The 13,317-nt window shown below is 68.4% G+C and carries 12 protein-coding genes; 6 read left to right on the top strand and 6 right to left on the bottom strand.

The window, feature by feature from the left end:
- From murJ to trxA, 6 genes are all read left to right on the top strand, one after another.
- A partial coding sequence (gene murJ / locus GUY60_RS10075) for a murein biosynthesis integral membrane protein MurJ (RefSeq protein WP_161696071.1) occupies positions 1-1,660 on the top strand: 1,660 nt, incomplete at its 5' end.
- A gap of 145 nt (positions 1,661-1,805) precedes the next feature.
- Positions 1,806-3,545, top strand: a complete 1,740-nt coding sequence (locus GUY60_RS10070; protein ID WP_161696069.1) for a protein kinase family protein — start codon at positions 1,806-1,808, stop codon at positions 3,543-3,545.
- 235 nt (positions 3,546-3,780) lie between these two features.
- Positions 3,781-4,521 carry an RNA polymerase sigma factor SigM gene (gene sigM, locus GUY60_RS10065; RefSeq protein WP_161696068.1) on the top strand — a complete coding sequence of 247 codons (741 nt, stop codon included), beginning with the start codon at positions 3,781-3,783 and terminating at the stop codon, positions 4,519-4,521.
- Entirely contained in the window at positions 4,518-5,570 is a 1,053-nt protein-coding gene (locus GUY60_RS10060) for an anti-sigma factor family protein (RefSeq protein WP_161696066.1), read from the top strand. The genes sigM and GUY60_RS10060 overlap by 4 nt, the downstream gene beginning before the upstream one ends.
- A gap of 196 nt (positions 5,571-5,766) precedes the next feature.
- Entirely contained in the window at positions 5,767-6,726 is a 960-nt protein-coding gene (gene trxB / locus GUY60_RS10055) for a thioredoxin-disulfide reductase (RefSeq protein ID WP_161696064.1), read from the top strand.
- A gap of 48 nt (positions 6,727-6,774) precedes the next feature.
- On the top strand, positions 6,775-7,101 hold the full coding sequence (trxA, locus tag GUY60_RS10050) for a thioredoxin (protein WP_161696062.1): 327 nt from the start codon (positions 6,775-6,777) through the stop codon (positions 7,099-7,101).
- A gap of 75 nt (positions 7,102-7,176) precedes the next feature.
- On the opposite strand, the gene GUY60_RS10045 is transcribed toward trxA, so the two are convergent.
- The 6 genes from GUY60_RS10045 to yidC all read right to left on the bottom strand — a co-directional run bounded on the left by GUY60_RS10045 (position 7,177) and on the right by yidC (position 13,316).
- Positions 7,177-7,794, bottom strand: coding sequence for a GNAT family N-acetyltransferase (locus tag GUY60_RS10045; protein WP_161696060.1), 618 nt, complete (start codon positions 7,792-7,794; stop codon positions 7,177-7,179).
- Positions 7,795-8,140: 346 nt separating this feature from the next.
- Positions 8,141-9,232 carry a ParB/RepB/Spo0J family partition protein gene (locus GUY60_RS10040; protein WP_161696058.1) on the bottom strand — a complete coding sequence of 364 codons (1,092 nt, stop codon included), beginning with the start codon at positions 9,230-9,232 and terminating at the stop codon, positions 8,141-8,143.
- Positions 9,229-10,305: a ParA family protein gene (locus GUY60_RS10035; protein WP_161696073.1), complete on the bottom strand. Its 1,077-nt coding sequence runs from the start codon at positions 10,303-10,305 to the stop codon at positions 9,229-9,231. Before GUY60_RS10035 ends, GUY60_RS10040 begins: the two co-directional genes overlap by 4 nt.
- Before the next feature lie 357 nt (positions 10,306-10,662).
- The gene (rsmG, locus tag GUY60_RS10030; RefSeq protein ID WP_161696056.1) at positions 10,663-11,385 is read right to left on the bottom strand and encodes a 16S rRNA (guanine(527)-N(7))-methyltransferase RsmG; all 723 of its coding nucleotides are present in this window, start codon (positions 11,383-11,385) and stop codon (positions 10,663-10,665) included.
- 95 nt (positions 11,386-11,480) lie between these two features.
- On the bottom strand, positions 11,481-11,996 hold the full coding sequence (locus GUY60_RS10025; protein WP_161696054.1) for a Jag family protein: 516 nt from the start codon (positions 11,994-11,996) through the stop codon (positions 11,481-11,483).
- 15 nt (positions 11,997-12,011) lie between these two features.
- Positions 12,012-13,316, bottom strand: a complete 1,305-nt coding sequence (gene yidC / locus GUY60_RS10020; protein WP_161696052.1) for a membrane protein insertase YidC — start codon at positions 13,314-13,316, stop codon at positions 12,012-12,014.
- Position 13,317: the final 1 nt, after the last annotated feature.

Genomic DNA, 13,317 nt, shown 5'->3' with positions numbered 1-13,317 from the left:
GCCCCAGCCCGCGCCGCCGAAGTCCGGCGGCCGTGCGGCCGGGATCCTGAAGTCGAGCGCGCTGATGGCCGCGGGCACGATGGTGTCCCGGCTCACCGGCTTCCTGCGCACGCTCGTGATGGCCGCGGCCATCGGCGTCGCCACCCTCAACGACACGTACCAGGTCGCCAACACCCTGCCGACGATGATCTACATCCTCGTCGCGGGCGGAGCGATGAACGCGGTCTTCATCCCGCAGCTGGTCCGCGCCATGAAGAACGACGACGACGGCGGCGAGGCCTACGCCAACCGCCTGCTGACGCTCGTCGTCGTACTGCTCGGCGCGGTCACCGTGATCTGTGTGATCGCGGCACCGGTCTTCGTCCAGGTGATGTCGCCCCAACTGGCGTCCCAGCCCGAGACGTTCGACCTCACCGTCACATTCGCCCGCTTCTGCATCCCGACCATGTTCTTCATGGGTCTGCATGTGGTGCTCGGGCAGATCCTGAACGCGCGCGGCCGGTTCGGCGCGATGATGTGGACCCCGGTCCTCAACAACATCATCATCATCGCCACGTTCGCCGCGTTCATCTGGGCCTTCGGCAGCTCGGACACGTCCGGCGTGACCCCCTCCAACATCACCCCCGAGGGCGTCCAGCTGCTCGGCATCGGCACTCTGCTCGGCCTCGCCGTGCAGGCCCTGTCGATGCTGCCGTACCTGCGCGAGGCCGGTTTCCGGCCACGTCTGCGCTTCGACTGGAAGGGCCAGGGACTCGGCAAGACCGCGGCGCTGGCCAAGTGGACGCTGTTCTTCGTCCTCGCCAACCAGCTCGGCATGGTCGTCGTCACCCAGCTCGCCACCTCGGCCGGCTTCACCGCCGACCACCAGGGCCACCCCGGCACCGGCATCACCGCGTACAACTACGCGTTTCTGCTCTGGCAGATGCCTCAGGCCATCATCACCGTCTCCGTGATGACCGCGGTGCTGCCGCGCATCTCACGCGCCGCCAACGACGGCGACGCCACCGCGGTCCGCGACGACCTCTCGTACGGGCTGCGCACCTCCGCCGTCGCGATCGTGCCGTGCGCCTTCGCCTTCCTCGCGCTCGGCGTACCGATCACCACGCTGCTGTACGCGGGCACCCCCGGCGCCACGAACATCGGCTACGTCCTGATGGCCTTCGGCCTCGGCCTCATCCCGTACTCCGTGCAGTACGTGGTGCTGCGCGGCTTCTACGCCTACGAGGACACCCGGACGCCCTTCTACAACACGGTCATCGTGGCGGCGGTCAACGCGCTCTCCTCGCTGATCTGCTTCCTCGTCCTGCCGGCCCGCTGGGCGGTCGTCGGCATGGCCGCCTCGTACGGCCTGGCCTACGTGGTCGGCGTGGGTGTGGCCTGGCGCAGGCTGGGCAAGCGCCTCGGCGGGGACCTGGACGGCTCGCATGTGGTGCGCACCTACGCCCGCCTCATCGGCGCCTCCATCCCGGCGGCCCTCCTCGGTGGCGCGGTCGGGTTCGTGCTGCTCGAGGTCATCGGCACGAGTGCCCTGGGGTCGTTCGCCGCTCTCGTGGGTGGCGGGATCGTGCTGCTCGGCGTCTTCTTCGTGGCCGCCCGCCGGATGCGGATCCAGGAGCTGAACGCGCTCGTCGGCATGGTCCGCGGGCGACTCGGCCGCTGATACGACGTCGTCGTCCACGTTTTCGCACAACCATCCCCGGCCATCGCGTGTCGTGGATAGCGGCAGACTGTGGGCACAATTGGCTTTGGCGTCGGACAGCGCAACAGAGCCGGACAGCGCAACGGATGGGGAGGCAGGAACGACGGTGGCGGAACGGAGCACGGCTGCCGTCGACGTGGCAGCAGGGGGCGACGACGAGTCGCTGACCGCCAAGGCGGACCAGCCCACGGCCGACGGGGCGGACGAGAGCCGAGAGACAACGGCGGCCGACAAGGATCAGACGTCCGGTGACGCACCGGCCGAGACACCTGCCGAGGCCGAGAAGCCACAGGCCACACCCCCCGAACTGCACAGCGGCCACAAACTCGCCCGGCGCTACCGGCTCGAGGAGTGCGTCACCCGTCTGGACGGATTCAGCAGTTGGCGCGCGGTCGACGAGAAGTTGCGTCGCGCCGTCGGCGTCCATCTCCTTCCGGCCGAGCACCCGCGGGCCCGCGCGGTCCTCTCCGCCGCCCGTTCCTCCGCACTCCTCGGCGACCCGCGCTTCGTGCAGGTCCTCGACGCGGTGGAGGAGAACGAGCTCGTCTACGTCGTTCACGAGTGGCTGCCCGACGCCACCGAGCTGACCGCTCTCCTCGCCGCCGGGCCGCTCGAGGCCCACGACGCCTACCAGTTGGTCAGCCAGGTCTCGCAGGCCATGTCGGCCGCGCACCGCGAGGGCCTGGCGCATCTGCGGCTCACGCCCAGCGCGGTGCTTCGCTCGTCCTCCGGCCAGTACCGCATCCGCGGCCTCGCCGTGAACGCCGCGCTGCGCGGCATCAGCAGCGACACCCCGCAGCGCTCCGACACGGAAGCCATCGGCGCGCTGCTCTACGCATCGCTGACACAGCGCTGGCCGTACGAGGACGATGCGTACGGCCTGTCCGGCCTGCCCAAGGACATCGGCCTGATCGCACCCGAGCAGGTGCGGGCGGGGGTCCACCGGGGCCTGTCGGAGCTCGCGATGCGCGCCCTGGTCAATGACGGCGCCACCGCCTCCCGGCAGGACCAGCCGTGCGCCACCCCGGAGGAGCTGTCGAAGGCCGTCGGGGAGATGCCGCGCATCCGCCCGCCGGAGCCCGCGTACACGGCACCGCCGGAGTACCAGCGCACCACCTACCAGCAGGGCACGTACGGCCGTCCCACCGCCGTGAGTCCGGCGGCCCAGCAGTTGGCCGCGGCACCGCCCGCCCCGCTGCAGAGCCGTACCGGCAAGGCACTGAAGTGGGCCGTGTCCGCGCTGCTCATCGCGGCGCTGGGGCTTGGCAGTTGGCAGCTCGCGGACGCCCTGATGGAGCGCGACAAGTCCGATGACCCCGGCACGTCGCAGCCGGGCGGCGAGGACGACGAGAAGCCCGTCGCCGGCAAGCCCCTGGACATCAGCGACGCGTACGAGTTCGCGCCGAGCGGCAGCGGCATCAAGGAAGCCGACGTGCCGCAGGCCGTGGACGGCGACGCCGCCAGTTCCTGGGTCACACCGCAGTACAAGGGCTATGCGAACTTCGGCAACCTTCCGAACCGTAAGGAAGGCAGCGGGATAATCGTCGACCTCGGCAGCGTCCAGGACATCGCCGGTTTCGATATCGATCTGTACCGCGCCGGGCAGAAGGTGGAAGTACTCGCCGCCCCCGAGGACGCGTCCCAGCCCTCGTCCCTGAGCGACTTCTCGAAGGACCTCCGCAAGCTCGGCGCCGCCGGAAAGCACCTCAAGGAAACCCTCGACGAGACGGTACGCACCCGGTACGTGCTGGTGCACATCACGTCGCTGCCGACCGACGGCTCGGCTGAGGTCTTCCGGGGCGGAATCTCCGAGATCAAGGTCCTGGGGACGAACCGCTCGGAATAGCCAGCACCTCGTAAAAGCCACCGAAACGGCGGTCCCGCGCTTTCTGTACCGCTGTTTTTCAGCGTTGCCGAGGGTTCAGTGCCAATTCGGCAGAACGCCCGGAGGACATTCAACCTCCGGGCGTTTTCCGTTGGTTGAGCAGTGGTTCGAGGGCGTGCTTCACCTCGATTCGCGACTGTTTACACGCACTTGGGGCGCCGATACGCTGAGCCTTCGACCGAAGTAGGGGGAGCAGGTGCAGGCGGAGGAGACTTCAGCAGCCCCTGACGCGACGCTCCTGGCCCGCCATGTCGCCGGGGACCCCGACGCCTTCGGTGAGCTCGTACGCCGCCACCGCGACCGCTTGTGGGCCGTCGCGCTGCGCACCCTGGGCGACCGCGAGGAAGCCGCGGACGCGGTCCAGGACGCCCTGGTCTCCGCGTACCGCGCCGCGCACACGTTCCGCGGCCAGTCCGCGGTCACCACCTGGCTGCACCGGATCACCGTCAACGCCTGCCTCGACCGGGCGCGCAAGGCCGCCTCCCGCAAGACCTCGCCCATGGACGACACGGAGCGCCTGGAGCAGCTCCTCGAACCGCACGAGTCGGCCTCCGAGCCGGCCGAGCGGCGCGACCTCCACCGGCAGCTCATCGAGGCGCTCGGCACGCTCCCGCCGGACCAGCGGGCCGCGCTCGTCCTCGTCGACATGCAGGGCTATCCCGTCGCCGAGGCCGCCGAGGTGCTGGGCGTTCCCACGGGCACGGTCAAGAGCCGCTGTGCGCGCGGGCGGGCCCGGCTGCTTCCCCTGCTCAGCCACCTCCGCGCGGACCGTGGCCCACGGGGCAGGGAAGGGCCTGGCGGAAAGAACCCCGGGCCGGGAAGGAACCGGACGCCGGAGCCATCCGTCCCACCGACAGCAGTACCGCGCGACGCAAGGGCACAAGGAACAGAGCCAGGCGATTCAGCAGCCGTGAAGGGTGGAGGTGGGCGAGCGTGACATCCACGACCGGCGCGGCCGAACAGCACCCGGACGTGACAGAGCTCTCCGATCTCACCGAGGGCCTGCTTCCTCCCTCCCGCACCGCTGATGTACGCGAACATCTCGACGACTGCGAGCTCTGTGCCGATGTACTCGCCTCGCTGACCGAGATCCGCGACCTCCTCGGCACCCTGCCCGGCCCTCCGCAGATGCCCGCCGACGTCGCGGGCCGCATCGATGCGGCGCTGGCCGCCGAGGCGCTTCTCGACGCGACGCGTCCTGAGGAGCGGGAACCGGATCCGGAGCCGCTCACGTCAACGACCGAGCCGCGTGTCGGGCCGCGTGTTTCACGTGAAACAACGCAGGGTCCGTCTGCGGCCGATGCGTCCGGGGCCGGTTCCGCTGATACGGCTGTTCCTGCTGGCGCGTCCGTGCTCGGTTCCCCTGAAGAAGCGCCGAGCCCTGCGCCGACCCCCGCTCCCGCCGGTCCCGACCGTCCCGCCGGACATCCGCGTGCGGCTTCGGGCCCCGGCCGTCGGCCCGGCGCCCCGCGTCGACGGCGCCGCAGGGTGGCCGGCGCGGTCTTCGGTGCCGTGGCCACCGTCGCCGCGATCGGGCTTGGCGCTCTGCTGCTGCAGCCCGGCGGCGACCACAACCAGGACCCGGGTACGACCAGTGCCTCGGGGTCGGCCGAACCTCGCACCTTCTCGGGGGGTGCACTGGACGACCAGGTCGCCTCGTTGCTCGCCCAGGGCGACCGCGCCGAACCGGAGGCCTCGAAGCCCTTCAGCACCGAGTCCAGCCAGCGCACGCCGAGGACGAACTCTCCGATGCGCGGCGAGGGACCCACCGTGCCGAAGTGCGTCTCGCTCGGCATCGGCAAGAACGCCCCGCCGCTCGCCGCGAAGAAGGGCACGTACCAAGGCAAGGGCGCCTACCTCGTGGTGCTCCCCGACGCCTCGGACGCCTCTCGCGTCACCGCGTACATCGTGGACGCTTCCTGCACGGAGAAGACCCCGTCGGGCAAGGGCGAGGTCCTGCTCACGCACACCTACCCGCGGTCCTGACGCGCTCGTCCTGCTCCCCGACTCGACGCGCTGGGTACGTGGCCGCTCCGGGGCCGCTCCGCGTGCGCACGAACACACCATGTGCGCGGACACAGCGGGAATGCACGCCCCGTAGGATCCGTTGGGTGGGGTGAGAGTCCGGAAGCTGGGCTCCTCCCGAAGCATTAGGCAGTCCGCAGAGACGAGGAATCAAGCCGTGAGCGACGTCCGTAACGTGATCATCATCGGCTCCGGCCCCGCCGGCTACACGGCAGCGCTCTACACCGCGCGCGCTTCGCTGAAGCCGCTGGTGTTCGAGGGTGCCGTCACCGCAGGCGGTGCGTTGATGAACACCACCGAGGTGGAGAACTTCCCCGGGTTCCAGGACGGCGTGATGGGCCCCGAGCTCATGGACAACATGCGCGCCCAGGCAGAGCGCTTCGGTGCCGAGCTCATCCCGGACGACGTGGTCAACGTCGACCTCACCGGCGAGATCAAGACCGTCACCGACACCGCTGGTACGGTGCACCGCGCCAAGGCCGTGATCGTCACGACCGGTTCGCAGCACCGCAAGCTCGGGCTGCCGAACGAGGACGCGCTGTCCGGACGCGGTGTCTCCTGGTGCGCGACGTGCGACGGCTTCTTCTTCAAGGACCAGGACATCGCCGTGATCGGCGGCGGCGACACCGCGATGGAAGAGGCGACGTTCCTCTCCCGTTTCGCCAAGTCGGTGACCATCGTGCACCGTCGCGACAGCCTGCGCGCCTCGAAGGCCATGCAGGACCGCGCCCTCGCCGACCCCAAGATCAAGTTCGCCTGGGACAGCGAGGTCGCCGCGGTCAACGGCGAGCAGAAGCTCACCGGCCTCACCCTGCGCAGCACCAAGACGGGTGAGACCTCCGAGCTCCCGGTCACCGGCCTGTTCATCGCGATCGGCCACGACCCGCGCACCGAGCTCTTCAAGGGCCAGCTGAACCTGGACGACGAGGGTTACCTCCAGGTCGAGGCCCCCTCGACGCGCACCAACCTGACCGGTGTTTTCGCGGCGGGCGACGTCGTCGACCACACCTACCGTCAGGCGATCACCGCGGCCGGCACCGGCTGCTCCGCCGCCCTGGACGCCGAGCGCTACCTGGCCGCTCTCGCCGACAACGAGACCGCGGCCGCCGCGGTCTGACCCACCCCTAGCTTCGCCCCACATTCAGTTCACTAAGGAGAGAACACCATGGCCGGTGCCACCATCACCGTGACGGACGCGGACTTCGAGGAGAAGGTCCTCAAGAGCGACAAGCCTGTGCTGGTCGACTTCTGGGCCGCCTGGTGCGGACCGTGCCGTCAGATCGCCCCTTCGCTTGAGGCGATCGCGTCTGAGCACGACGAGATCATCATCGCCAAGCTCAACATCGACGAGAACCCGGCCACGGCCGCGAAGTACGGCGTCATGTCGATCCCGACGCTCAACGTCTACCAGGGCGGCGAGGTCGCCAAGACCATCGTCGGCGCCAAGCCGAAGGCCGCGATCGTCCGCGACCTCGAGGGCTTCATCAAGTAGTCACCACGTGAAACAGCGTGCTGTTTCACGTGAAACGGGCCCAACCCCCTTGAGGGTTGGGCCCGTTCTCGTTTCTCACAGCGGCCGCAGCGCCGGTTCCTTCTGCACCGCTCCCAGCAACCGGTCCAACGCGAGCTCGACGTCTTCCTTCCACGAAAGCGTCGTACGCAGCTCAAGCCTCAGCCGTGGATACGTGGGGTGTGGCCGTACCGTCTTGAAGCCCACCGCGAGCAGATGGTCAGCGGGCAATACACAGGCCGGTTCCTTCCAGCGGGCGTCCCCGAACGCTTCGATCGCCTTGAAGCCCCGACTCAGCAGGTCCTTGGCGACCGTCTGCACCACCACGCGCCCGAGCCCCTGCCCCTGGAAGCCGGGGGCGATCCAGCCCGTCATCAGCAGCACCGCATCGGGCGAGACAGGGCTCGTGGGGAACGCGGTGGCCCTCGGCACATAGGCGGGCGGTGCGTACAGCACGAAGCCGACAGGGACGTCGTCCACGTAGACGACGCGGCCGCACGAGCCCCACTCCAGGAGCACCGCGGAGATCCAGGACTCCTTCTCCAGCTCGGGAGTTCCGGTCTTTACCGCGTCCTGGCCTCTGACCGGGTCCAGCTCCCAGAAGACGCATGTACGGCACCGCTTGGGGAGGTCCTGGAGGTTGTCCAGAGTGAGCGGTACGAGCCGACGCCCCATGAAGGCAGTTCCTCACTTCCTTCGCTCGCCGCCCCGCGGGCGGCTGTCAGAAGGCTCCGTTCCCTGAGCAGGCTGCCGACGAATCCGGCGACGACCCCCAAGCCGAGTCCTGCGGTCACCAGGCCTGTGCGGCTCACTGATCGCATGGCCCCCACCTCCCACTGCTGAAGTGCTGCCAGGTGGATGCGCTCTATCCGAACGCATCGTATCCACGAAGCGATTGCATCGATACCGACAGAAAGCAAAGAGCAGGCCGTGTTCCGGATGAAACCGGACACGGCCTGCTCTTTGATGCTTCTGCGCTCCAGCTCTGAAGCGTCCGCTGCGTCTACGCGTCGCGCTGTGGCTACGCGTCCGCGTCCTCGTCGGAGAGCCCCTTGTCCATGACGGGACCTTCGCCCGGGGCGAGCGTGCCGAGGATGCGCTCCAGGTCGTCCATGGAGGCGAACTCGACGACGATCTTGCCCTTCTTCTGCCCCAGGTCGACCTTCACCCGCGTCTCGAACCGGTCCGAGAGCCGGGTAGCCAGACCGGTGAGCGCCGGGGAGAGCCGTCCACCGGCACGCGGCCCCTTGCTGCGAGGCGCGCTCTGGGGACGCGACCCCATCAGCGTGACGATCTCCTCGACCGCCCGAACCGAGAGCCCCTCGGCGACGATCCGGTGGGCCAGGCGGTCCTGCTCCTCCGAGTCGTCGACCGAGAGCAGCGCCCGAGCGTGACCGGCGGACAGCACGCCCGCCGCCACCCGCCGCTGAACCGCAGGCGACAGCTTGAGCAGACGCAGCGTGTTGGAGACCTGCGGCCGCGAGCGGCCGATCCGGTCCGCCAGCTGGTCATGCGTGCAGTTGAAGTCCTTCAGCAACTGGTCGTAGGCCGCGGCCTCTTCCAGCGGGTTCAGCTGCGCGCGGTGCAGGTTCTCCAGGAGGGCGTCCAGGAGGAGCTTCTCGTCGTCCGTGGCACGCACGATCGCGGGAATCCGCTCCAGGCCGGCCTCACGGCACGCCCGCCAACGGCGCTCACCCATGATGAGCTCGTACCGCGAGGGTCCCAACTGCCGTACGACGACGGGCTGGAGAAGACCGACCTCCTTGATGGAGGTGATCAGCTCGGCGAGCGCGTCCTCGTCGAAGACCTCACGCGGCTGGCGCGGGTTGGGCGTGATGCTGTCGAGCTCCAGCTCGGCGAAGTGCGCACCCGCCGGCGACTCCGGGACAGCCTGTTGCTGGCTCGCCGACTGCTCGGTTTCACGTGGAACATTGCCCTGCGGCAGAGCGGCCACCTTGGCCGCCGCCACACCGCGCTCAGCGGTGAGCACCGGCACGGCTGCGGGGGAGGTCGTCGCCTCGCCCGTCGCCGCGGGTACCGACTTCTCTCCGGTGGGCGCTGCTGGGATCAGTGCACCCAGGCCGCGCCCCAGCCCTCTACGTCGATCGCTCATTGGATCCCCTCCGCCATGTTCTGCCGCCCGTTCTGCGTACTCGAGTGGCCATGGTGAGCGTCGTACTGCATGCCCACACCGCGCAGGGCCATCTCTCGTGCCGCTTCGAGGTACGAGAGTGCGCCACTCGACCCCGGATCATAAGTCAGCACGGTCTGGCCGTAGCTGGGCGCCTCCGAGATACGCACGGAGCGGGGGATGCTCGTCCGCAACACCTCTTCGCCGAAGTGGTTGCGCACCTCGTCCGCCACCTGGGAGGCAAGGCGGGTCCGTCCGTCGTACATGGTGAGCAGGATCGTCGACACATGCAGATGGGGGTTGAGGTGGCCCCGCACGAGGTCGACGTTACGCAGTAGCTGCCCCAGACCCTCCAGTGCGTAGTACTCGCACTGGATCGGGATGAGCACTTCCGCGCCGGCGACCATAGCGTTGACCGTGAGCAGGCCGAGGGACGGCGGGCAGTCGATCAGGACGTAGTCCAGCGGCTGCTCGTAGGCCTGGATGGCTCGCTGCAGGCGGCTCTCCCGCGCGACCAGCGACACCAGCTCGATCTCCGCACCGGCGAGATCGATGGTGGCCGGAGCGCAGAAGAGTCCCTCGACGTCAGGAACCGGCTGGACGACGTCGGAGAGCGGCGCGCTCTCCACCAACACGTCGTAGATGGAAGGGACTTCGGCGTGATGGTCGATCCCCAGCGCCGTGGAGGCGTTGCCCTGTGGGTCAAGGTCGATCACCAGGACGCGCGCACCGTGCAGCGCGAGCGAAGCGGCAAGGTTGACCGTCGTGGTCGTCTTCCCGACTCCGCCTTTCTGGTTGGCGACCACCATGACTCGGGTCTGCTCGGGCCGTGGCAGACCCTCACCGGCGCGGCCAAGAGCTTCCACCGCCAGTTGGGCAGCACGACCAATGGGGGTGTCGTCCATCGGGCTCGGTGTTTCACGTGAAACATCCTCCCCCGCCGACTCGGTACGGGGACCGGGGACCGGATCGGTCATCGGTCCCGCGATGTTGGCGTCGGACCGCAAGGATTCACTCTCCTCGACTTCAGGCTCGCAATGGACAGAGCCTCCCATGCCCTTGGGGTCGCGAACCAGCGAGGCCCCTTCTTCTGTGGATGAATCCACGTCTGTGGACAACTCCGCCCCTCGTACGGGGGGTTTCCGGTCGCGCGGAGCCGCAGCTCGGCCTCGGCTGATAATGCCCTGGAGCAGTGAGCGACGTTTCACGTGAAACACGATGCCAGGGTCACGTCCGTTAAACCCGCGACACTCCGATTTGCCCGCTTTGTACATACTGGCGCGAGCGAGCCATCGGAACAGCCCAACTCCGTCACACGACCAAGGCGTTCAGGGCGCTCTAGGTGTCCAGGGAGTTCAAGGGTGTTCATGCCCGACGCCCAGATCAGGACCGCCGAGACGCTGAGGGTTCGATCAGCGTCGACGGCCGCGAGACGCCCGCGTGGCACGCGCGGCCTTGGCCCGCTTGGCCGCGAAGCGCACACCGCCGGGGCTCTCACCGACCTCGACCCGCACCACGGTGGAGAGCGGATCGACCACGCCCTCGCCGACGTGGAGCACCGAGGTCTTCACCGCGCCGAGCTTGCTCAGCGCGGCACGGGCAGCCTTGACCTCTTCCTCCGCGGTGTCGCCCTTGAGCGCCAGCATCTCTCCGTACGGACGGAGCAGCGGTACGCCCCAGGCCGCGAGGCGGTCGAGCGGCGCGACGGCACGAGCGGTCACGACATGGACGGGCTGGAACTTGCCCATGACCTCCTCAGCCCGGCCGCGCATGACGGTCACATGGTCGAGGCCGAGCAGCTCCACGACCTCGGTGAGGAAATTGGTACGGCGCAGCAAGGGCTCAAGGAGCGTGATCTTCAGGTCGGGGCGGACAAGGGCCAACGGGATGCCCGGCAGTCCGGCCCCCGAGCCGACATCGCACACCGTCACACCCTCGGGCACGACCTCGGACAGCACCGCACAGTTCAGCAGGTGGCGTTCCCACAGCCGGGGCACCTCGCGCGGGCCGATGAGCCCTCGCCGTACACCTGCGTCGGCCAGCAGCTCCGCGTACCGGACCGCGTCGGTGAAGCGCTCACCGAATACCTCACGGGCCTGTTCCGGCGCCGGGGGGAGTTCTGCTGCCTCCGTCACGGGGACCGTCCTTCCGTACCGCACTGGGTGCTGACTATCAGGCTGACAAAGATCGGCCCCGCCTGCGAACAGACGGGGCCGGTAACTGCGTGGGCTCAGGCGGGGAGTACGACGACGAAGCGCTGCGGCTCCTCGCCCTCGGACTCGCTGCGCAAGCCGGCGCTCTTGACCGCGTCGTGCACGACCTTGCGCTCGAACGGGGTCATCGGCTGGAGCTTGACCGGCTCACCGCTGCTCTTGACCTCGGCCGCGGCCTTGGCGCCCAGCTCGGAGAGCTCGGTGCGCTTCTTGGCCCGGAAGCCGCCGATGTCCAGCATCAGTCGGCTGCGGTCGCCGGTCTCGCGGTGCACGGCGAGCCGGGTGAGCTCCTGAAGCGCTTCGAGCACTTCGCCGTCACGGCCGACGAGCTTCTGGAGGTCGCGGCCGCTGGAGTCGCTGATGATCGAGACAGCGGCCCGGTCGGCCTCGACGTCCATGTCGATGTCGCCGTCGAGATCGGCGATGTCCAGCAGACCCTCGAGGTAGTCCGCCGCGATCTCGCCCTCCTGCTCAAGGCGGGTCAGGGTGTCGCCGGCCTCAGCATCAGCCGAGGTGGTGGTGCCTTCCGTCACGGGATGGGCTCCTTCTTACTTCTTGGACGGGTGCTTGGGCCGCTGCTGGCCCTTGCGCTGTCCGGACTTGGCTTTGCTGCGGCCGCCGGTGCCGGTGCCGCTCTGGTTACCGGAGCCGGGCTTGGCACCCGCCGGCTTGGCCTTGGGGGCGGAGTCCTGGGGTTCGTCCTCGGACTTCACCAGCGAGGTCTTCTCGACCTCGTCGCTCTTCGCCCCGGCCTGGGCCCCACCGGACTGGCGCTGGGACTTGCTCTGGCGCTTGGGCTGCTGCCGCTTCGCCGTACCGGCGGAGTCGTCCCCGTCCTCGGCCACGGCGACAGCGGAGTCACTCTTCACCACGAGACCGTCGGCCTGGGCCACCAGGCCCACCTTGCTCAGTCCGTTGATGAACTTGCGCTCGGTGTCGTTGCGGTCGCGGCCCTTGGCGACGATCGCCTTGACGATGTTGCGCTCGCCCTTCCGCATCTTGCCGCCGGAGGCACGGGTCAGTCGCGCCTGCAGACGCTCCAGGTAGGCGCCCTGCGCCTTGCTGCCCGGGGTCGGGTTCTGGCGGATGACGAACATCTGCTGGCCCATGGTCCACACGTTGGTGGTCAGCCAGTAGACGAGGACACCAACGGGGAAGTTGATACCGAAGACCGCGAACATGACCGGGAAGACGTACATCAGCATCTTCTGCTGCTGCATGAACGGCGTCTTGACCGTCATGTCGACGTTCCTCGTCATGAGCTGGCGCTGCGTGAAGAACTGCGACAGCGACATCATGATGATCATGACTGCGGTCACGATGCGGACGTTGAGCAGCGTGGCGTCGAGGGAAGCGACCTTCTCGGCGCTGTCCATGAACTTCGCGGCCAGCGGGGCACCGAAGATGTGCGCCTTCTGCGCGCTCGCGAGCAGGGACTTGTCGATGACGTCACCGACGGTCTCGTTCGAGGCGATGCTGTTCAGCACGTGGTACAGGGCAAAGAAGAACGGCGACTGCGCCAGGATGGGCAGGCACGAGGAGAGCGGGTTGGTGCCCGTCTCCTTGTACAGCTTCATCATCTCTTCGGACTGGCGCTGCTTGTCGTTCTTGTAGCGCTCCTGGATCTTCTTCATCTCGGGCTGCAGCGTCTGCATGCCACGAGTCGCCTTGATCTGCTTCACGAAGAGCGGGATCAGGCAGATCCGGATGAGGATCACCAGAGACACGATCGACAGGCCCCAGGCCCAGCCCGTATCAGGGCCGAAGATCGCCCCGTACAGCTTGTGGAACTGGACGATGACCCACGCGACAGGTGTGGTGATGAAGCTGAAGAAACTGGCGATCGTGTCCACT

The sequence above is a fragment of the Streptomyces boluensis genome, from assembly GCF_009908195.1.
GTDB lineage: Bacteria > Actinomycetota > Actinomycetes > Streptomycetales > Streptomycetaceae > Streptomyces > Streptomyces boluensis.
This window is presented reverse-complemented; position numbering and strand designations above follow the sequence as displayed.

What these genes read in the sequence shown, in the direction of transcription:
- trxA (WP_161696062.1), top strand. Translation starts at nt 6,775, where the DNA reads ATGGCCGGTGCCACCATCACCGTGACGGACGCGGACTTCGAGGAGAAG.
- GUY60_RS10035 (WP_161696073.1), bottom strand. Translation starts at nt 10,305, where the DNA reads ATGGGAGGCTCTGTCCATTGCGAGCCTGAAGTCGAGGAGAGTGAATCC.
- GUY60_RS10045 (WP_161696060.1), bottom strand. Translation starts at nt 7,794, where the DNA reads ATGGGGCGTCGGCTCGTACCGCTCACTCTGGACAACCTCCAGGACCTC.
- GUY60_RS10040 (WP_161696058.1), bottom strand. Translation starts at nt 9,232, where the DNA reads ATGAGCGATCGACGTAGAGGGCTGGGGCGCGGCCTGGGTGCACTGATC.